Source organism: Turicibacter faecis, from assembly GCF_037076425.1.
Lineage (GTDB): Bacteria > Bacillota_I > Bacilli_A > MOL361 > Turicibacteraceae > Turicibacter > Turicibacter faecis.
Genome location: NZ_AP028127.1, coordinates 2,164,475 through 2,185,000, shown reverse-complemented (window position 1 = coordinate 2,185,000; position 20,526 = coordinate 2,164,475). Strand labels below are relative to the sequence as shown.

Below are 20,526 nucleotides of genomic sequence, written 5' to 3'. Positions count from 1 at the left end.
TGAGCGAGAGAACTCTTGTTAAGGAACTCGGCAAAATGACCCCGTAACTTCGGGAGAAGGGGTGCTTGTGAAAGCAAGCCGCAGTGAAAAGGCCCAGGCGACTGTTTATCAAAAACACAGGTCTCTGCTAAACCGCAAGGTGATGTATAGGGGCTGACGCCTGCCCGGTGCTGGAAGGTTAAGAGGAGAGGTTAGCGCAAGCGAAGCTTTGAATTGAAGCCCCAGTAAACGGTGGCCGTAACTATAACGGTCCTAAGGTAGCGAAATTCCTTGTCGGGTAAGTTCCGACCCGCACGAAAGGCGTAACGATCTGGGCGCTGTCTCAACAAGAGACTCGGTGAAATCATAGTACCTGTGAAGATGCAGGTTACCCGCGACAGGACGGAAAGACCCCGTGGAGCTTTACTGTAGCTTGATATTGAGCACTGGTGACACATGTACAGGATAGGTAGGAGACGAAGAGACCAGGACGCCAGTCTTGGAGGAGTCGCTGTTGGGATACTACCCTTGTGTTACTGGGGTTCTAACCCGTGGCCATGAGCTGGTCAGGGGACAGTGTCAGGTGGGCAGTTTGACTGGGGCGGTCGCCTCCCAAAGAGTAACGGAGGCGCCCAAAGGTTCCCTCAGAATGGTTGGAAATCATTCGAAGAGTGTAAAGGCAGAAGGGAGCTTGACTGCGAGACCAACAAGTCGAGCAGGGACGAAAGTCGGGCTTAGTGATCCGGCGGTACCGAATGGAAGGGCCGTCGCTCAACGGATAAAAGCTACCCCGGGGATAACAGGCTGATCTCCCCCAAGAGTTCACATCGACGGGGAGGTTTGGCACCTCGATGTCGGCTCATCGCATCCTGGGGCTGTAGTCGGTCCCAAGGGTTGGGCTGTTCGCCCATTAAAGCGGTACGCGAGCTGGGTTCAGAACGTCGTGAGACAGTTCGGTCCCTATCCGTCGTGGGCGTAGGAAATTTGAGAGGAGCTGTCCTTAGTACGAGAGGACCGGGATGGACACACCGCTGGTGTACCAGTTGTTCTGCCAGGAGCATAGCTGGGTAGCTACGTGTGGAAGGGATAAACGCTGAAAGCATCTAAGCGTGAAGCCCCCCTCAAGATGAGATTTCCCATTCGAAAGAAGTAAGATCCCTTGAAGACGACGAGGTAGATAGGTCAGGAGTGGAAGTTTGGTGACAGATGAAGCGGACTGATACTAATCGATCGAGGACTTAACTAAATAGGAAAGGCAAAAACGAGCGATTATCACAGGCAGAAAGTGAAAAGAACTGAGGAATCACGAAGGTGATGAACAGTTATTGAACTTTACCACTGTGATGCGAGAGTTGCCGGACAAGAAGAAGTAAGCAGAAGATATCTAGTTTTGTGAGATTGATAAGATCTGACAGAAGGTCTAGTGATAAGGGCAAGGAGGGCACACCTGTTCCCATACCGAACACAGAAGTTAAGCTCCTTAGCGCCGAGGGTAGTACGCAAGTGCGAGAGTAGGACGTCGCTAGGCCATAAATAAAGAAAAGTACAAGTGAGCGATTATCTTCGAATAAAACTTAGCGAACACAGAAATGGCTGAAAGCCATGAGAGTGTGCGTAAGTTTATAGAGAAGATGCGAACGGTACTAGACAATAGATGCGGGTGTAGTTTAATGGTAGAACTTCAGCCTTCCAAGCTGACTGTGAGAGTTCGATTCTCTTCACCCGCTCCAAATAGCCAATTAACATCCTTTGGGGTGTTTTTTTTATTTATCATGGATAATGATATCAAAAGGGATCAGAGAGTTTTCTAAACTATTTGATCCTTTTTTTTATTATAAAAAAGGTCGACTAGTAAGAAAAATTATATTTCTTATGTCAACCTAGAAGACGTGGTATTAAATTTATGCATTTTTGAATAAGAGAGGTGATAGTAAAACCTCATTGTCTTTTTCTATCGGAGAATTTTCAAATAGGGACTTTAAGTAAGGATCTCTTGCAGCAATTTCTTCATTAATTAACGGTAGATTCGCAAGAATTTGAGATGATTCATCTTCTATTTCAAAATAGTACCTATGGATGTTAATAGATGCATTAGGATAAAGGGCATGTATTCCTTCAGATATCGCATATTTGTGGTAGGTTAAATCAGTCGTCACACAATAGGATGGATCAACAAGTTGAAATTTCATAATTATCCTCCTTCATTAGATGTAAGTCTTTTTATACCACTATATGCGGATAAGAGGGGTTATATGAGAAATTAAAATTAATTAGGAAGGAGATATTAATATATATAAGTCCATTTCTATAATAAAAATCTATCTTCCTAGTACGGGCTATACTTATTTGATAGAAGTTAGATGAAAGTATTTTTAAAGGATAGAATAGTAGATAAGTTATTAGAAAGTAAAGGAACAACATAAAAAAAGACAAAAATGGACATTTAAACAATAGTAAAGTTTCAAAAATCGATAATATTATGTAAAAAATGATATTAAATTTGTTTATTTGTTTCCACATTATGTTATAATATAATTATACACAGCTCTGTGGATAAATTTATATTTTATCAATAAAATGCTTATTAAACTGATAAAAATAGAGTCTAAGTTATCCACATAGATGATTAATTAATGTGGATAATGGTGTTTATAAATAATGAATGTTAGGAAGGGGGATGGGAAGTGATACCTTATGCGATTTGTAATGTTGAAAAACATGTCGTGAACTCATTAAAGAAAATGGAATCACGAGAATTTTTTTATCCATCGATTAAATATGACTTGATGTATATGTTTGAACGCTACGGCATCAATCATAATTGTGATATTTGGTTAACGTACAATAGTGATATGAATGGGAATGAGGTTGTTGTTAAATTAGGATGTTTATCGTTATCTTATTGGACAAGTGGGTTTTATCCAAGCCGTCGATTTCAACAATTATATTTAGTCGATGAACAATTAGAAAATATTTTACGAATTAAACGCATGTTGGTAAACCCATCAGATATAAATATCATGCTAAACCGTGGAAAAGGTTTAGAGATAGAGAGTAAAACAGCCGATATTGTTTATTCTAGTAATTTGGATTTACGTAGTGAAGAAAAACAAATGGATATTTTTTTAGAGGGAATAAGGGCATTAAAAGATGATGGAGTTTTTTATTATATCAAGATAGTTGAGGACTACTATGCCTCGGTCTATCGATTACTTGCAGAATTTGATCAGTCATTAAGAGAAAAGTCTTTAGATAATCAGTATTATTATAATTCTGTAACTTCTGCGGAAAGATTTCTGAATCAAACATTTAGACAAATTACCGTGGGGGATTACGAGTCATTGATGAGAGTGGATAATGTAGATGACTTTATTGGATTTATTTTAAGTGATCCTGAGTTTCAGGACGTTAAGTATCAACTCTTTAAATCAGGAATTTCGAAGTTTAGAAACTTTTTACAGGGACGTATTGAAAGATTTGGGGGAATTTTGATTAATAGGAGTTTTAAAGTCTATCGATATAGTCATCCAATTGTCTACAGTTAAGAGATAGAAATATAAATTCGATGCTTAGAAAGGCGAACTAGATAGTAAGGTTAAAAGGTATGAAAAAATTATGGCGATATAAATTATTTATTTTTCTTTTTTCTCTGGCTATTATAGGTGTGAACCTAGTTCCAAGATGTGTTGAGGTATACAGATATAAGTTAAATGCGGAGGTATCATTTGTAAATGATGATTTAAGGGGAGCACTTTTAAGTTATAAAAAAGCTTATGCCCAAATTCCCCTATCATCCTTAAAAAGAGAAATGGAAATAATAGAACGTGTAATGATATCTAAATCTCAGTTTACCCAGGGACAAGAGGCAGAAAAAAATCAAGACTTTGAAATGGCTTATTATTATTATAGCAAGGTTGATAAGATAGATAGCGCCCGTTATGCATGTGCGCAACATAAATTATTAGATTTATCTAACAAGGGGACTAGTAATTTTCGTGAAAATTCGTAGGAATATCAGGATATTAACTATACTCCTTCGTAAATGATAGTTTTTGTAATGCTACTGTCCGAGCGATGGATCCTGTTTGTTGTTGAGCAGATGCAAGGATAATTTTATGTAAGGTTTTAAAGAGACTATTAATCTTCAATAAGCGTGTATCTTTATTCAAGTTAAATAAAATGAATACTGATAGGGTGATTACAAAGAAGTTGTTTTTTAATGAATGAGGTAAGAGAAAAAGGGACCTAGTATAAGGTCCCTTTTGTTATTATTTTTTTATCTTAGAATCCGCCGTTACAGCAGCAAGCAATGATAGCTAATAAGATAAATAAAACTAAAATAAAACAACAATTTCCATTTCCACACATAGATTGTTCACCTCATTTAGTCTTGGTAGAATTACTACCTAATTTAATGTATGAAAAATAACGTATTTTGTGAGAGAGTAATAGCAAGTGGATGTACTCTTTTTATACCGATGATGGATAGCGGAGTATAAAATAAAAAAGGGAGGTCCGTCTAGACCACCCTTAAAAAATTTATATTCTTGGCTTAGAATCCACCGTTACAGCAGCAAGCAATGATAGCTAATAAGATAAATAAAACTAAAATAAAACAACAATTTCCATTTCCACACATAAATAATTCACCTCATTTAATCTCGGTAGATTTACTACCTAATTTAGTGTATGAACGTTTTCTGATTTTGTGAGGGAAAGCATTAGTAAAAATTTTCTAATTTCCTCCTACATTGTTGTTATAAAATTTGGAAAAACTATTTATAATATAATAGATATATAATTAATGGGATATTTGGAAATGGAGATGAATTCATGCGGAAACCAGTAAGGAAGGCGGTTATTCCAGCGGCAGGGTTGGGAACAAGGTTTTTGCCTGCAACTAAGGCACAGCCCAAAGAAATGTTGCCTCTTGTGGATAAACCGACCATTCAATATATTGTTGAAGAGGCGGTTGCATCCGGAATTGAGGAAATTTTAATTGTAACAAGTTCTATGAAACGACCAATTGAGGACCATTTTGATAAATCATATGAATTAGAAGATACACTAGAGAAAAAGGGAAAATTAGAAATGTTAGAGATGGTGAAAGAGATTTCTAATTTAGTTCAAATTCATTACGTTCGTCAAAAGGAGGCAAAGGGATTAGGACATGCCATTTTATGTGCTAAAACCTTTATTAAAGATGAACCTTTTGTTGTCTTATTAGGTGACGATGTGGTAGTCAATGATGAAAATCCGGCTACAAAGCAACTTGTACAAGCATATAATAAAATTGGATGTTCTATTATGGGAGTACAGAGGGTTCCTCATGAGGAAGTTTATAAGTACGGGATTGTACACCCTGCTGAGTCTCAAAGGTTTAACGGTGATTCTAGAATGGTAAAGTTAACAGGAATGGTTGAAAAGCCACGGATTGATGAAGCACCTTCAGATTTGGCTATTATGGGAAGATATGTACTTACACCTGAAATTTTTGAAATGTTAGAAGACCAAGAGCCTGGTACAGGGGGTGAAATTCAATTAACGGATGCTATTGATCGATTAATGGATCGTCAGGCGGTATATGCCTATGATTTTCAAGGAAAGCGATATGATGTTGGAGATAAATTTGGATTCATTAAAGCGACGATTGACTTTGCGCTAGAGCGTGAAGACCTTGGGCAACAGGTAAGGGATTATTTGTTGAAAGAGATCCTTCCACGTTTGGAAGGAGAGCGTGTCTCACTTTAAATATAGAGAGGAAAGTTAACGTCGAAATAAAGTGACCTTGTAGCTAATAGCTGTAAGGTTTTTTTTATTTTTTAAATTGAGATAACAAAAAGGGTGGGGTCGGTGCATATAGTATATTAGGGATACTGTTAGCTGATGGAGGGATGAGTATGAAATTTCAAAAAGCTATTCACCGTGCTGAAATGTTTTTCAATCAATATCAAAAGGAACCAAGTGTAACACGATTAAACAGTTTTAAGAGGCTACATGCAGATTTGAAAAGTAGGAGTTACTTATTTAATATTAAGTATTTATATACTTATCAGATGTTAAAGGGTGCAGATGTCTTACCAGAGTGGTACATGTCTTTAGCAAATACTCGCTTTACAGAATTAGAAAAATTTTTTAATTCGGAATTTCATAAGCTATTAGTGGAAGACAATGGCCAATTGGAGGAGTTAAATAAATTTTTAATACAAAGGATAGCATGGATATATCAGGGAAAATTTAGAGTGTACCCAACAACACCACTCGATTATCTACCCTTAAAGCTAAGATTAAGTGTGTATATCTTTTTATATCAAAATGAGGAGGATCAAAAGGCACGATGCCATTTGAGAAGTCGTATTGCGACGTCGTTAGCAAGATTAGGGTATTTAGAGTTAGCTAATTTTTATAGTGTATATAACTGGTTAATGGCGCAGGATGTAACAAATACTCATTTTCGAGAATCCCGACATCTTATTCGTAGCTTGCAGAGTCAAAAATATATGAGTCAGTCAGCTAAACGTCTAGCAAAAGACGGAGAAGATGTAAGCAAAGTAACAGAACTTAATTATTACTATACCCAACTCCTTAATCCTAAAAATATGAAATATGATAGAGCTCACGTTGCAACAATAGATTTAGTTACCTTTTATTATGAAGAGTATCCACAGTTAAAAGAGTTAGGATTACCATTAAAAAATTACTTAAGAACGCATAATAAAGAGGAATTCTACGAGGCAGTCGCTAAACAACGAATGAAGTTTATCCGTGATGCAGTGAAAGTTCCTTATACTTTAAGAGAAATGATTATGACCCCAATTGATCAGGAACAGCTCATTATTTATAATTATTTATTAAGAATTATTGTCTAGTGTTCTTTTTCCTCCTTTTAAGACATATCTTGTTGTGAAAGGAGGGTTTTTATGATTACCATTAATCAATTAAGGGAAAATTCAATGCGATATAGTGACTCCCAATCTGTAGCTCTTATTTACCTGTTAAAGGTTATTGATGAATGTCTTGTTTTTGATCATAAAACCGTCATTTATCCTAAAAATTTATATTGTAGGGATAAATCTTTAATCCTTTATATTTTTACTTCGGACTATCAGTTGATTAGGTTGAGTTACGACGCTGAAACCGTATCGATGATAACAAGAGACTTAAATCATTTAATTAAAAGTCAATATCTTATATCTAATCAAGAAAGTCAACTCAGTTTGATGTTTGAGGACGAGATTATCTATTTATATCCTAAAATGGATACGACGTCGCCTTACGTTAAAGAATTTAATTCTCAATTAATATTAATTTGTAAATATTTACAAGAAAAAGGAAAATAAGAAATAAAACGTGAAAATAATAAAGGAGATAACATAAGTTCTAGCATAAAAGGTTGCAAATTAAACCTAACTTTTAGTTTGTTAGAATATTTTAAATCTAATCCTCCACAATAAAATTATATTTCAAAGCTTAATGGAGGTTAGATAGAATGGCAACGTTAAAGGGAACTGAAACACATAAAAATTTAATGCGAGCATTCGCAGGGGAGTCTCAAGCACGCAATAGGTATAATTTTTATGAGAGTATTGCTAGAAAGCAAGGATATCCATTAGTTGCTGATGTCTTTAAATTAACAGCGGAACAGGAAAAGATGCATGCGAAGATATTTTTTCAACATTTGATGGATGAATTTAATGGAGAGGAAATTCAAATTGATGCGAATTATCCCGTAGACTTATATCAAGAGAATACGATGCAAAATTTAATGGCATCGGTGCGTGCAGAGGCACACGAGCATGAAGAGGTTTATCCGGCATTTGCTCAAGTTGCTAAAGATGAAGGATTTCCACAGATTGCGGCATCTTTTAATTTTATTGGAAAGATTGAAGAAACTCATCGCCAACGTTTCGCTACATTAGCCAAGGAATTTGAAGATGATACAATGTTTAAGCGTGCAACTCCTATTGCGTGGGAATGTCAAGTCTGTGGACATATCCATTTCGGAGTAGCAGCGCCGGCTATGTGTCCTGTTTGTAAACATCCTAAAGGCTTCTTTAAAGCGTTAGAGAACGCTAATTAAATAAAAGAGAAAAAGTCGTGTGATTGGAGAACACGACTTTTTTTGTATTTACTTGACGTTTGATATGACTTATACTTATAAATAAGTTAAATAGAAAAACAGGGGAGATTACTATGTTATTTAATCAAAAGAAGCCGTTAATTATGGGTATTTTAAATATTACGCCGGATAGTTTTTCCGATGGTGGGAGTTATTCACAGCTTGATGAAATTGTGAAAAGAGCTAAACAAATGGTTTTAGATGGTGCTGATATTATTGATGTTGGGGGTGAGTCAACACGTCCGGGTTCTAGTATTGTTCGTTTAGAGGAGGAGTTAAGTCGAGTTATTCCGGTTATTAAACGACTAGTTACTGAAATTGACGTTCCTATTTCTATTGATACGTATAAGGCTGAGGTGGCAAGGCAAGCCGTCCTAGCGGGTGCAACAATAATTAATGATATCGGTGGAGCCAAATTTGATCCATTAATGCCTGAGGTGATGGCACAAACAGGTGCCTATGTTATTTTGATGCATAATCGTAAACCAAATTTAGAGAAAACAAATTGTATAACAGCGGTTAGCGGGTCATTGACTGAGTATGAGGATATCGTTTTAACCGTGAAGAAAGAAATGATGGAGAGTATTGAGTTAGTAAAAGCTGCAGGGGTGAACCAAGATAAAATAATTATTGATCCAGGGATTGGTTTTGCCAAAACCGTTGAGGGAAATATTGAATTATTACGACGAATTACAGAGCTACACGACTTGGGGTATCCCATTTTACTAGGTGTAAGTAAAAAAGGAACAATTGGTCATTTATTAGGTGGGTTAGGAGTAAATCAAAGAGCAGAGGGAACAATGGCAGCCACTTGCTTTGCGGTAAGTAAGAATATAAATATTGTTCGAGTGCATGATGTCCTTGAAAATGCTCGTGCAGCCCGGGTAATGGAAGCATTGATTGGCTAATAGAAAGAGGAGTGTTAAAAATGGAACAAATTATGTTAAATGATATGATATTTGTAACAAGACATGGTGCGTGTCCCCATGAATATGAATTTGATCAGAAGTTTAAGGTCGATGTTTGGATGAAGACAAATTGTGTTGCTAGAGCTGGCGCATCAGATGCTTTAAATTTAACGATTAACTATGCAGATGCTTATGCTATTATTGAAGATATTATGTACGGTGAACATGTGGACTTGTTGGAAACGTTAGCGTATCGAATTGGAAATAGTTTAATTCAAACTTACCGCACGATTGAGAACGTAAAAGTTGAAGTAAGAAAGATGCAACCGCCTATTACAAACTTTAATGGAACGGCCGCTGTCAGTCTTTTAGTTACAAGATAGGAGTGATAGGGATGCAGATTGCCTACTTAGGGCTTGGATCTAATATAGGAGATAAAAAAAAATATTTATATGATGCTCTTCAACTATTAAATCGTCATGAGGGGATTGGAATAACTCGTGTTTCATCCCTCTATGAAACGGAACCGTGGGGATATAAGGAACAGGATCTTTTTATGAATCTCGTGGTAGAAATCGAAACTTCTTTAAACCCATTTGAATTATTAGAGGTTTGTCAGTTAATTGAAAGCGATCTTGGTCGTATTCGTGAGATGAAATGGGGTCCGCGTGTTATTGATGTAGATATACTACTTTATGGAAAAGAAAATATTATGACAGAGAGATTAGTTGTTCCTCATCCATATATGACTGATAGGGATTTTGTGATGATTCCTTTAGCTGAAATTAATCCTCAGTACAAGATTAAAGGAAAGCAAGCCCACGAATGGAGTAAAAAGTTTAATGCGATGGCAATTAAAAAAGTATCTCACTCTCTAGGAGAGTAACTTAGTAGTAGCATGATAATATTGTCTAGATGTGATTTTCTTGCAGATAGGCTCAATAGAGTGAAGTTAAGATGAATTTAAAAGGGAGGTTTTATCTTTGAAGATAAAACCTCCCTTTTAAAAGTAAATCATATCTACCACAGACCGTTCATTTCCGTCTGAAGGAGTGTTGATAAGTTTTCCCTGGAAGTAAAGACTTGTTGAACCTCCACCATCCAAATTATATGCAGTTTCACAACCTAAATTTAAAAAGATTTGTTGAGCCTCTTGAAGGCTCATTCCCTTTGCCCCTTCCATACGTCCCTCAGCAACAAGTAGGACGTATCTATTATCATCTAATTGTCCGATTGCCGTTCTTGGGTGATAACTAGTATCCTTTATTTCAAGAGGTTTTCCGTCACGAATTAAAATAGGACCGAACGTGAATGTCTGCTGAATATCAGCGTTTTTAAATTCCTCTTCTGTATTAATCGTTGTAAAAGTTAAATCGCCATCTGATTTTAAGGATAAAATTTCTTCAGTATAAGAGGTGTCTAGACTAATTAACTCTCCATTGCGTACAACAGCCCCCATCGGACGATTTGTTTTAGCATAAAATCCAGATGCATTAATAGCAAGAATGGCATTTAAACGTTTGGCCATTGAGGAAATGGTTTCTCGCTCCCCATTATAAGTATTATTTGCCATGGCCCCCTTAAGTGGTGTTTCGTTTGAGGCGACAACTTCTGCTAACCAGTAATGCTGATCGGTTGTTCGCGTTTCAACTAATTTAACCTTTAAATCATCTTTTACGTAAAAATGCTCGTTAAGGGTATTATAGTAGTTTTGTATTTCATCCCTTTCCTTTTGAACATCATTTTTAGCATTTTCCAATTCGCCTGCTTTGCTCTGGGCCTCGCCAAGGAGGTTTCGATATTTAACTTCTAATTCATTTACACTAAGAGGCCTTTCAGAGATATACTGTTCGTTTAACTTTGTTAAGTCCTCTAGTTGTTTACTTAGGCTGCTAATGTTTTGGTTTAATTGTTCATTTTGTTCATTTAATGCAACGAGTTGATCTTCTTGAGACGTCGCCTCATTTTCTAATGTTGCCTTTGTTTGCAGAGCTAATTCTAATTGTTCTTGTAAAGAGTGATTAGCATTAATTAGTGATGTTTGTGCATGATGTTGTTGATTAATGGTTTGGTTTTGTTGGTTAATTTTTTTATTGAGCGTCTCAATCACTGTTTGTGTTTCATAATAATAAAAAATACTACCACCGATGATTAGAGATAAAAGATTCATCTTGATTAGATTAAGCCAAATTTTTTGTTGCCTTTTTTGATAACGGCTCATAGCCTCACCCCCCTATGATTTTTTTATTATACATATTTAAGTAGACGAAAAAGTTAGATTTACGTCGTCCGGTTGTTAAAAGATAAATCTCCCTTTAAAAAGTTTATTTTTACGTGTTAATAGAGTTTTAATTTATAATTCTTGGTTTAATTTTTAATAGTTTGTAAATAATAAGATTACATTTCAAAAATTGGAATGTCGTTCTTGAAATATAACCTATGAATATAGTATACTAATCTCGTTATTAATTAAAACCTGTTTAAGAATGAGGGAGTAGTTAGCATCTTTGATGTGATTAGGTCAACAATCGCGAAATTAATTTCTGGCTTAATATTAAATGACGAGACTCATACATAACTTTTTTGTTATGTATGAATCTCGTTTTTTTATTGCTTTCATACGACTTGGATTAAAGAGGTTATAGAAAGGAGGGTTTTGGATGGGAATTTTAACGTTGATTTTTATTGCGGTTAGCTTGGCCATGGATGCTTTTACGGTTTCTATTGCGAAGGGAATGAGTCTTAAGCGTTCTAATTCACGTCAGGCAGCAAAAGTCGCTGTATTTTTTGGTGGCTTTCAGGCTTTGATGCCCTTAATCGGTTGGATTTGTGGTCAAAGTTTTGCGAAGTACATTCAAACATTTACACCTTGGATTGCCCTTATCTTATTAGGGGCGATTGGGGGAAAGATGCTCTATGAGGCATTTTCTCACGATGGAGAGGAGGAGGAAAATCAAGGCTCATTAAGTGTAAAATCTTTAACAATCTTGGCCATTGCAACAAGTATAGATGCATTGGTCGTGGGAGTTACCTTTGCCTTTTTTGATGTTAATATTGTTCTAGCTATTACCATCATCGGTATTATTACATTTATCGTCAGTTATATCGGTGTTTTACTTGGGAAGAAGATTGGAAAATATCTGAATAATTATGCTGAGATTGTCGGTGGGATTATTTTAATTCTTATCGGATTAAGCATTTTCTTAAATCGATAATAAAAAGGATGTGAAATGAATGAGTTATATCATGTTGATTGTTGGTTTTATTTTGTTAATAAAAGGGGCGGATTGGTTCGTAGGAGGGGCGTCGTCGATTGCTAAAACATTGAAAATACCGAGCTTGATTATCGGATTAACGATTGTAGCATTTGGTACGAGTGCTCCAGAGGCAGCGGTAAGTATTACAGGGGCCTTTGCTGGTGCAAATGATATTACAGTAGGAAATGTTATCGGATCTAATATGTTTAATTTATTAGTGGTAGTTGGAGTTTCCGCTTTTATCTGTCCGTTAAAGGTTAAGCGATCTATCATCGCGAAGGAATTCCCATTTGCGATTTTAGGGACATTTGTTTTAATTCTTTTAGGATATGATTCGAAATATCATAATTATCCTGATAATGTCTTGACACAAGCAGATGGAATTATGTTGTTGTTATTGATGGCTATCTTTATGTATTATCTGATTGAATTAGCGTTAACTTCTCGTAAGAATGGCGTTGAGGCTGAGACAGAAGAAGAGATTAAGGTATATTCAATGCCTAAAAGTATTGGATTATGTTTAATTGGTATTGTTGGAATTGTCCTTGGTGGGGATTGGGTCGTTGATGCGGCGTCAGCCATTGCCCTAACATTCGGAATGAGCCAAAGTATGGTAGGTTTAACAATTGTAGCTATTGGGACATCCTTACCAGAATTAGTGACTTCCGTTGTGGCCGCTCGTAAAGGTGAGAGTGATATTGCACTTGGAAATGTAATTGGTTCAAATATATTCAATGTGTTTTTTGTTCTTGGAATTTCATCAACTATTCACGAGATTACGATTAATACGTCCGTATTTTTCGACATGTTCTTGATGTTGATCACCTCACTAATTGCCTATGGATTTGCGGTGTCTAAACGTAAGATTAATAAAGTAGAAGGAGTTATATTAATTTCACTTTATGTAGCGTATATGGCTTTTGTTATTTGGAAGGGATAACGGTTTGCATACAAAAATACAAAAGGAGGATTGGATAAATCCTCCTTTTAATATGCGACGTCTAGAGTGAATCAATAGACGTGACTTGAAGTTTTAAACGGGATACGGTATAATGATTTGAGATTTTATGTCGATAATTTTAGTGCTTTTAAATAGATATCTAAAGAAGTTGTTAGATGTTCAACTCCTTTAAAGCCCTACTAAAGGAAGCTACAGCTGATTTTTAAGTGGTAGGGGAATCAAAGCCTTGGCGACTATCGTTTAAGGTAAGGATATGAGAATTAAAGATATGTTCGTTTATAAAAATATAGAGTCCTTTGAAAGGGAGAGTGATGAAACAATGAGTTTTAAAATCCGTGAAATTGAAATTGATAATCCTGTTGTTTTAGCACCAATGGCTGGTGTTTGTAATGCCGCATTTCGTACGATTATTAAAGAAATGGGAACGGGATTAATTTATGCAGAAATGGTAAGTGATAAGGCTGTTGTGTATCAAAATAAAAAAACGTTAGATATGCTATATGTTGATCCGGCAGAGCGTCCATTATCGATGCAAATTTTTGGTGCAGATAAGGAAACGTTTATTGAGGCAGCTAAATATGTTGATGCGAATTGTGATTGCGACATTATTGATATTAATATGGGATGTCCAGTTCCTAAGGTGACTAAAAATGAAGCGGGAGCACGTTTGTTATTAGAACCAGAAAAAATCTATGATATTGTCGCAAGCGTTGTAGATGTTTGTAAAAAGCCTGTAACCGTAAAAATGCGTACAGGATGGGATAAAGAGCATATTTATGCGATTGAGAATGCATTGAAAATTGAACAAGCAGGGGCGAGTGCTGTTGCTGTCCACGGACGCACACGTTCGCAAATGTACGAAGGAAAAGCAGACTGGGGAATTATTAAAGATGTTAAAGAGGCAATTAAAACGATTCCTGTTATAGGTAATGGAGATATTAATTCTCCAGAAGTCGCTAAAAAGGTGTTAGAGGAGTCTGGGGTAGATGGTATTATGATTGGTCGTGCTGCCCTTGGAAATCCATGGCTTATGAAGCAAATTGTACACTATTTAAAAACAGATGAGTTAATTGAAGAACCGTCAGCAGATGAAAAGCTACGCTTAGCTATTGACCATATGGATAGATTAATTGATTTAAAATGTGAAAAGGTCGCCCTACTTGAGATGAGATCGCATATGGCATGGTATATTAAAGGATTAGAGGGTGCAACTCATGTTAAACGTCTAATTACAACGGTTAAGACGCGTCAGGAAATGATGGATATTATTAATCGTTATCAAGCTTATTTACATGGGGATAAGTCTGCAAAATTGGTAGTTGAATAAAAAATGGAGGATATCTCTAATAAAAGGAGACCATCTTAGATAGGATGGTCTCCTTTTAACTATTAAAATTGAATTTCTGTTAAGTAGGCGAAGATTAATTTCATTGTGTTGAGACATCCTTCAATATGGGTTCGTTCGACTCCGTGTGAAGCATGGACCCCAGGTCCGATTAAGGCCGCTTTTATATCGTGCCCAGCGCGAAGAGCAGCTGAGGCATCCGAACCATAGAAAGGGTATATGTCGATTGCGTGGTTTATTTGGTGTTTTTTAGACAAAGTGAGGAGCTCGGAAACCATATTATAGTCATAGGGGCCAGATGAATCTTTAGCACAGATGGAAACATCATACTCGGTACATGATAAATCTTTACCTACACACCCCATATCAACGACAAGTAAGCGACTGACATCATTTGGAATATAAGAGGCTCCATGTCCCACTTCTTCATAAGTAGAGATAATAAGTTTAATCGTATGTCGAGGCTTTAAGTTGTTGTCTTTCAAATACTTAAAGACTGTTAGAATAATCGAAACACTTACTTTGTCGTCAATATGCCGAGATTTAATAAATCCACTTTTGGTGATGACTGTTTTGGGGTCAATTGATATGAAATCACCATTTTGTATACCTAGATTAATAACGTCGTCTTTACTCTCCGCCTTTTCATCGATTCTAACCATAAGCTCATCAATAGTCTGTCCTGTTTGTGTACATTCCTTATAGACGTGAGCGGACGGGGTGGTGCTAAGAATTGTTCCCGTATAAGTGGTATTATTTCGGGTATGAATTTGACAGTATTCTCCTTGTAATGTCATCATTTGATTTCCACCAATTGAGGTTAAGTTTAGTGTTCCGTCATGGTTAATAGAACGAACCATAAGTCCCAAAGTATCGACGTGGGCTGCCAACGCAAGTGTTTGGTTGGGGTGGATTCCCGGAAATTCAATTATAAGATTACCTTTATTGGTTTTATGGTGAGAAAGACCCAATTCGCTGCTATATTGGGCTATTTTTTCAATAACATGATATGTATAGCCACTTGGGCTAGGAGTCGTTAAAATATCCTTAACCAGGCTATAAAAATAGGATTGGTCGAATGACATAAGCATTCCTCTTTTCTTTATAAATATTTAAAAAACTAGCCCTCCTCGCTTTCAGTATAAAAGCAGTGAAAGATAAAATAACTTAATTTACACTCTATATTATCTCATGTATAATAAGGGAGTAATTTAATTTCGGCAATTATAGGAGAGGGATGTTAGTAATGTTTAATCTTTTATTCAGACGAGGGGTCGCATTTTTAATTGATGCATTGATGTTAGTCGTTATCTTTTTTGGTAATTTTGGTTTTATTATGAGTGCTTTTTCAGTAAGTATAGAGAATCCATTACAGTTAAATGGATTATTGGCCATGGTGGCACTTCAACTTCTTTACGTTTGGATTTACTTTGTTTATGTTCCAGTAAAAATGCCAGGGCAAACAGTTGGAAAGAAACTAATGAAGATCAAAGAGCTTAGAGCAGATGGGAAAGAAATGACATTAAAGCAGTATTTCCAACGCGATTTTATGATGAAGTTTTTATTATCTTCATTAACACGAGGATTTATTGTATTATTTAATGGGATCCTATTGGCTTATCAATGCATTCGTAAACAAGAACTGTGTACATTACATGATATGGTCGTAAGGACACAAGTGGTACGAGTAAAATAAGATTAATTAATAGGGAGTGAATATCATGAAGGAGGCTGTAGTAGGGTGTCATAATTTATCCGATTTAGCGAATCAGATTGATCAGTTAGAAAGGATATCAGTACTAAACTTCAACCTACTGATGACAGTGATTTTGACTTTAGGAATCATGATTATTTATTATCGTCGGATTCAATATAAATCACTGTTTCACTTTATGATAGTCACTTCTTTTGTTTTTTATGTATTAAATGTTATTCGCTTAACCTTTTTTCCTATGCCTATTAATGCTCATTATCTTGAACTGCTAAGGAAAGGGGTTAGTTGTGGAATTGTATCTGAACGTCGTCACAATTTTCAATTATTTGATTTTATGAAATGGAATAATTTGTTTCATATTACTACGTTGGGGAATTTCATTATGTTAATGCCGCTAAGCTTTTACTTACCTACTGTTTTTCAAAAGCGAAAGTGGGGAATTTTTAAAGTGACAGGGGTCGGCTTTTTAGTATCCTTAACAATTGAATGTTTACAACTGATGTATGATTATGTAACAGGGTATGCCTATAGAGGATTTAATGTGGACGACTTATTGATGAATACGTTGGGTGTGACAATAGCGTATTCATTTATTACGGCGATAAAAATAATCGGTTATTTATTAGTATATTTTTGGAAAAGGATGAAGAAATGAGAGCGTGTGGTTTCTTCATCCTTTTTTAATGCGTTTAAAAATGAAAGGAAAAGGAATTATTTTCATTTTTTAATAAAAAATCTAAACTAATGTGAAGAATTTGTGTAAATAGGATTGACTTTTTTAAGAAATGAACGTATATTTAAGAAGTAAATTTAATCTTTTCTCTCGTATATCATCGGAAATAGGGTCCGAAAGTCTCTACCTACTCACCGTAAATGAGTAGACTACGGGTGGTAATTAGCAAAACAGGATAAATTGGCCATAGTTTATCACGTTTAGTCATTCCACTGTGGAGACTTTCAGTAATGGATACTGAAAGTCTTTTTTTGTTTAAATGATTGAGATAATTGTGAAGGCGGGCATTTAAAAATTACTATTGGAGTAGGAATTCATATAATGCACAATTTGTTTCATCATTTAAACAAAATCGGGAGAAGAATGAATAATTAGGAGGAGTAACCTTATGAACAAATTCTTCAAATTGGAAGAGCGTGGAACTACGGTTTCAAAGGAATTTATTGCTGGATTAACTACTTTTTTATCCATGGCATACATTATCTTTGTTAATCCCAATACATTGGGTGCAGCTGGAATGGATACTGGGGCGGTATTTACAGCTACTATTTTAGCGGCAACAATTGGGACTTTAATTATGGGACTTTATGCAAATTTCCCAGTTGCATTAGCACCGGGAATGGGAATGAATGCTTTTTTCGCGTATACTGTAGTTCTTATGATGGGATATAGCTGGCAACAGGCATTAGCTGGAATTTTTGTTTCAGGAATTTTATTTATTATTTTATCAGCTACTGGTTTACGAGAATTAATTATTAATAGTATTCCAACTGCTTTAAAACACGCAGTAGGAACAGGAATTGGATTTTTTATCGCATTTTTAGGATTCCAAAATTCAGGGATTATCGTTAATAACGATGCAACGTTAGTAGGAATCGGAAATTTAACAGATCCTAACGTTTTAATTACCGTTATCGGATTAATTGTTACTTTAGTTTTATTAGTTCGTAAGACACCAGCTGCCATTTTTATTGGAATGATTGTTACAGCTGTTGTAGGGATTCTTTTAGGTGTTGTAGCTTTACCAACACAAATTATTGCACCAATCCCATCTTTAAAACCAACATTTGGGGCATTATTTGAGGCATTACCAAGTATTTTTACGGTTGAAATGATTCCAGTTATTTTCTCATTTTTATTCGTTGACTTCTTCGATACTGCCGGAACTTTAGTTGCGGTTGGGACTCGTGCAGGATTAGTTGACCAAAAGGGACATTTAGTTAATGGAGATAAAGCTTTATTAGCTGACTCAAGTGCCACTGTTATTGGATCAGTTCTTGGAACATCTTCAACGACTTCATTTGTTGAATCACTAACAGGTGTTGAAGCGGGAGGACGTACAGGATTAACATCTGTCTTTACAGCGTTATGTTTCTTACTGATGTTATTCTGTTCAGGATTGTTATCTGTTGTTACATCAGCGGTAACGGCACCAGCCTTAATCACGGTAGGAATTTTAATGGCTTCATCACTAGGGGATATTGAATGGAAAAACCTAGAGACTTCAATTCCATCATTCGTTACAATCATTATGATGGTGTTAGGTTATTCAATTGCAGAGGGGATCGCATCAGGGTTTGTTTTATACCCAATTATGATGTTAGCGGCTCGTCGCCAAAAAGAAGTACATCCTGTAATGTGGGCATTAATGGTTATTTTCTTCATTCATTTTGTCCTCGCTTAAATTACCAGTTTATTTTGTCGAATTAATGTGGAAAAAAAGAATTTTATACTATATAATGGAAATAAGAAAATTATAGGTTTTTGCCTATAATTTTTTTAAAGAACGAAGTAAAAGAGGTGAAGGGTATGCAACACGATCAAGTTATTGTTCTTGATTTCGGGAGTCAGTACAATCAATTAATTGCACGACGAATCCGAGAGTTTGGAGTTTACAGTGAATTAAAGTCACACAAATTAACGGCCGCAGATATTAAGAAAATGTCTAATGTAAAAGGGATTATCTTTAGTGGAAGCCCGAATAGTGTTACTCAAGAGGGTGCCTTTACAGTTGACCCTGAAATCTTTAATTTAGGATTACCGATTTTAGGAATTTGTTATGGAATGCAGCTAACGACTCATATGCACGGTGGGACAGTTGAACGTGCAGAACAACGTGAGTATGGAAAGGCTGAAATTGCAGTTAAAAATAATAGTAAATTATTTGCGAATACACCTAAGGAGCAAGTTGTTTGGATGAGTCATGGATATCACGTGACGAACTTACCAGAAGGATTTGTAGTTGATGCAAGTAGTGATTCATGTCCAATCGCAGCTGCTTCTTGTGAGGAACGAAATATTTATCTTGTGCAGTTCCATCCAGAAGTTCAACACTCAGTTTATGGGACAGACATGTTACGTAACTTTATTTTCGATGTTTGTGGTGCACAAGCGAATTGGTCAATGAAAAACTTTATTGAAGAACAAGTTCAAAAAATCCGTGAGCAAGTTGGAAACGACAATGTTTTATGTGCTTTAAGTGGAGGGGTTGACTCTTCAGTTGTTGCAGCGCTTATCCATCGTGCGATCGGTGATCAATTAACATGTATGTTTGTTGATCATGGATTGCTTCGTAAAGGTGAAGCAGAGAGTGTTGTTGAAACATTTGACGGAAAATTCAATATGAACTTTATTAAAATTGATGCACAGGACCGTTTCTTAAGCAAATTAAAAGGTGTCTCTGATCCTGAGCAAAAACGTAAAATTATTGGAAATGAGTTCGTTTATTGTTTTGATGAAGAGTCTGCTAAATTGAAAGATATGAAATTCTTAGCGCAAGGAACGTTATATACAGATATTATTGAGTCAGGAACAGATACGGCACAAACGATTAAATCGCATCATAACGTTGGGGGATTACCTGAGGATATGGAGTTTGAATTAATCGAACCATTAAATACGTTGTTCAAAGATGAAGTTCGTCAATTAGGATTAGAACTTGGTTTACCTGAGGAAATTGTCTTCCGTCAACCATTCCCAGGACCAGGACTTGGAATTCGCGTTCTTGGTGAAGTGACAGAAGAAAAATTAGAAATTGTTCGTGATTCGGATTTTATTTTACGTGAAGAGATTAAGAAGGCAGGCTTAGAACGAGATGTTTGGCAATATTTCACGGCATTACCGAATATTAAATCGGTTGGTGTCATGGGAGATGAGCGTACTTATGATTACACGATTGTTGTTCGTGCTGTAACATCAATCGATGGAATGACATCTGATTGGGCACGCATCCCATTTGAAGTATTAGAAAAAATCTCAGTTCGTATTGTAAACGAAGTGGCACATGTTAACCGCGTGGTGTATGATATTACTTCAAAACCGCCTGCAACAATTGAGTGGGAGTAATTTTACACCTCTAAAAAAACATAAACCAAGATTTTTGGTCATTTGAATTATCATAAGAATAAGGAAAGAGCTATTAGAGTTTTTGAAACTCTGATAGCTCTTTTGTAAGCGGGTAATTATAATACGGATAGAAAAAAAGCAAGGTTCGTTGTACACTAAAGGCAC

19 protein-coding genes, 1 tRNA gene, 2 rRNA genes and 1 riboswitch (1 of these 23 running past the window's edge) are annotated in these 20,526 nt (G+C 35.9%); of the genes, 19 read left to right on the top strand and 3 right to left on the bottom strand.

Features of this window, described 5'->3' with window-relative positions; genetic code table 11:
* From AACH31_RS10675 to AACH31_RS10665, 3 genes are all read left to right on the top strand, one after another.
* Positions 1–1,225: ribosomal RNA gene (locus AACH31_RS10675) — 23S ribosomal RNA — on the top strand (it extends 1,671 nt beyond the left edge of the window).
* Positions 1,226–1,398: 173 nt separating this feature from the next.
* Positions 1,399–1,507, top strand: a 5S ribosomal RNA gene (gene rrf, locus AACH31_RS10670).
* Positions 1,508–1,635: 128 nt separating this feature from the next.
* Positions 1,636–1,709: transfer RNA gene (locus AACH31_RS10665), tRNA-Gly, on the top strand.
* Between the two features lie 171 nt (positions 1,710–1,880).
* Here AACH31_RS10665 and AACH31_RS10660 read toward each other — a convergent pair.
* The gene (locus AACH31_RS10660) at positions 1,881–2,168 is read right to left on the bottom strand and encodes a hypothetical protein (protein ID WP_161832579.1); all 288 of its coding nucleotides are present in this window, start codon (positions 2,166–2,168) and stop codon (positions 1,881–1,883) included.
* A gap of 495 nt (positions 2,169–2,663) precedes the next feature.
* Here AACH31_RS10660 and AACH31_RS10655 point away from each other — a divergent pair, with 495 nt between their 5' ends.
* From AACH31_RS10655 to folK, 9 genes are all read left to right on the top strand, one after another.
* On the top strand, positions 2,664–3,524 hold the full coding sequence (locus AACH31_RS10655) for a hypothetical protein (RefSeq protein ID WP_338617613.1): 861 nt from the start codon (positions 2,664–2,666) through the stop codon (positions 3,522–3,524).
* A gap of 59 nt (positions 3,525–3,583) precedes the next feature.
* Positions 3,584–3,988: a hypothetical protein gene (locus AACH31_RS10650; protein WP_161832577.1), complete on the top strand. Its 405-nt coding sequence runs from the start codon at positions 3,584–3,586 to the stop codon at positions 3,986–3,988.
* Positions 3,989–4,812: 824 nt separating this feature from the next.
* On the top strand, positions 4,813–5,730 hold the full coding sequence (gene galU, locus AACH31_RS10645; RefSeq protein ID WP_161832576.1) for a UTP--glucose-1-phosphate uridylyltransferase GalU: 918 nt from the start codon (positions 4,813–4,815) through the stop codon (positions 5,728–5,730).
* A 149-nt stretch (positions 5,731–5,879) separates the two neighbouring features.
* Entirely contained in the window at positions 5,880–6,848 is a 969-nt protein-coding gene (locus AACH31_RS10640; protein ID WP_338506673.1) for a hypothetical protein, read from the top strand.
* 51 nt (positions 6,849–6,899) lie between these two features.
* On the top strand, positions 6,900–7,319 hold the full coding sequence (locus AACH31_RS10635) for a DUF3908 family protein (RefSeq protein WP_338617610.1): 420 nt from the start codon (positions 6,900–6,902) through the stop codon (positions 7,317–7,319).
* A 149-nt stretch (positions 7,320–7,468) separates the two neighbouring features.
* Positions 7,469–8,059 carry a rubrerythrin gene (gene rbr, locus AACH31_RS10630; protein ID WP_161832573.1) on the top strand — a complete coding sequence of 197 codons (591 nt, stop codon included), beginning with the start codon at positions 7,469–7,471 and terminating at the stop codon, positions 8,057–8,059.
* Between the two features lie 113 nt (positions 8,060–8,172).
* Positions 8,173–9,006: a dihydropteroate synthase gene (folP, locus tag AACH31_RS10625; protein ID WP_338617608.1), complete on the top strand. Its 834-nt coding sequence runs from the start codon at positions 8,173–8,175 to the stop codon at positions 9,004–9,006.
* Between the two features lie 20 nt (positions 9,007–9,026).
* Positions 9,027–9,389: a dihydroneopterin aldolase gene (gene folB, locus AACH31_RS10620; RefSeq protein WP_161832571.1), complete on the top strand. Its 363-nt coding sequence runs from the start codon at positions 9,027–9,029 to the stop codon at positions 9,387–9,389.
* Between the two features lie 11 nt (positions 9,390–9,400).
* The gene (gene folK / locus AACH31_RS10615) at positions 9,401–9,892 is read left to right on the top strand and encodes a 2-amino-4-hydroxy-6-hydroxymethyldihydropteridine diphosphokinase (RefSeq protein WP_338506680.1); all 492 of its coding nucleotides are present in this window, start codon (positions 9,401–9,403) and stop codon (positions 9,890–9,892) included.
* A 117-nt stretch (positions 9,893–10,009) separates the two neighbouring features.
* Here the strand turns inward: folK and AACH31_RS10610 are convergent, their stop codons facing one another.
* A complete protein-coding gene (locus AACH31_RS10610) occupies positions 10,010–11,227 on the bottom strand; it encodes a phosphodiester glycosidase family protein (RefSeq protein WP_338506682.1) in 1,218 nt (405 codons plus the stop codon).
* A gap of 439 nt (positions 11,228–11,666) precedes the next feature.
* Here AACH31_RS10610 and AACH31_RS10605 point away from each other — a divergent pair, with 439 nt between their 5' ends.
* From AACH31_RS10605 to dusB, 3 genes are all read left to right on the top strand, one after another.
* On the top strand, positions 11,667–12,221 hold the full coding sequence (locus AACH31_RS10605) for a manganese efflux pump MntP (RefSeq protein WP_338617604.1): 555 nt from the start codon (positions 11,667–11,669) through the stop codon (positions 12,219–12,221).
* Positions 12,222–12,240: 19 nt separating this feature from the next.
* The gene (locus tag AACH31_RS10600; RefSeq protein ID WP_161832567.1) at positions 12,241–13,203 is read left to right on the top strand and encodes a calcium/sodium antiporter; all 963 of its coding nucleotides are present in this window, start codon (positions 12,241–12,243) and stop codon (positions 13,201–13,203) included.
* A gap of 340 nt (positions 13,204–13,543) precedes the next feature.
* Positions 13,544–14,551, top strand: coding sequence for a tRNA dihydrouridine synthase DusB (gene dusB / locus AACH31_RS10595; RefSeq protein WP_161832566.1), 1,008 nt, complete (start codon positions 13,544–13,546; stop codon positions 14,549–14,551).
* 62 nt (positions 14,552–14,613) lie between these two features.
* Here dusB and AACH31_RS10590 read toward each other — a convergent pair whose 3' ends face one another.
* Positions 14,614–15,654 carry a M42 family metallopeptidase gene (locus AACH31_RS10590; RefSeq protein WP_262953715.1) on the bottom strand — a complete coding sequence of 347 codons (1,041 nt, stop codon included), beginning with the start codon at positions 15,652–15,654 and terminating at the stop codon, positions 14,614–14,616.
* Between the two features lie 161 nt (positions 15,655–15,815).
* On the opposite strand from AACH31_RS10590, the gene AACH31_RS10585 reads away from it, so the two are divergent.
* From AACH31_RS10585 to guaA, 4 genes are all read left to right on the top strand, one after another.
* Complete coding sequence (locus tag AACH31_RS10585) at positions 15,816–16,265, top strand: RDD family protein (protein WP_161832564.1); 450 nt, start codon at positions 15,816–15,818, stop codon at positions 16,263–16,265.
* Between the two features lie 25 nt (positions 16,266–16,290).
* The gene (locus tag AACH31_RS10580; protein ID WP_161832563.1) at positions 16,291–16,938 is read left to right on the top strand and encodes a VanZ family protein; all 648 of its coding nucleotides are present in this window, start codon (positions 16,291–16,293) and stop codon (positions 16,936–16,938) included.
* 148 nt (positions 16,939–17,086) lie between these two features.
* A riboswitch (purine riboswitch) is annotated at positions 17,087–17,188 on the top strand.
* A 216-nt stretch (positions 17,189–17,404) separates the two neighbouring features.
* On the top strand, positions 17,405–18,700 hold the full coding sequence (locus tag AACH31_RS10575; RefSeq protein ID WP_161832562.1) for an NCS2 family permease: 1,296 nt from the start codon (positions 17,405–17,407) through the stop codon (positions 18,698–18,700).
* A 125-nt stretch (positions 18,701–18,825) separates the two neighbouring features.
* Entirely contained in the window at positions 18,826–20,361 is a 1,536-nt protein-coding gene (gene guaA / locus AACH31_RS10570) for a glutamine-hydrolyzing GMP synthase (protein ID WP_161832561.1), read from the top strand.
* Positions 20,362–20,526: the final 165 nt, after the last annotated feature.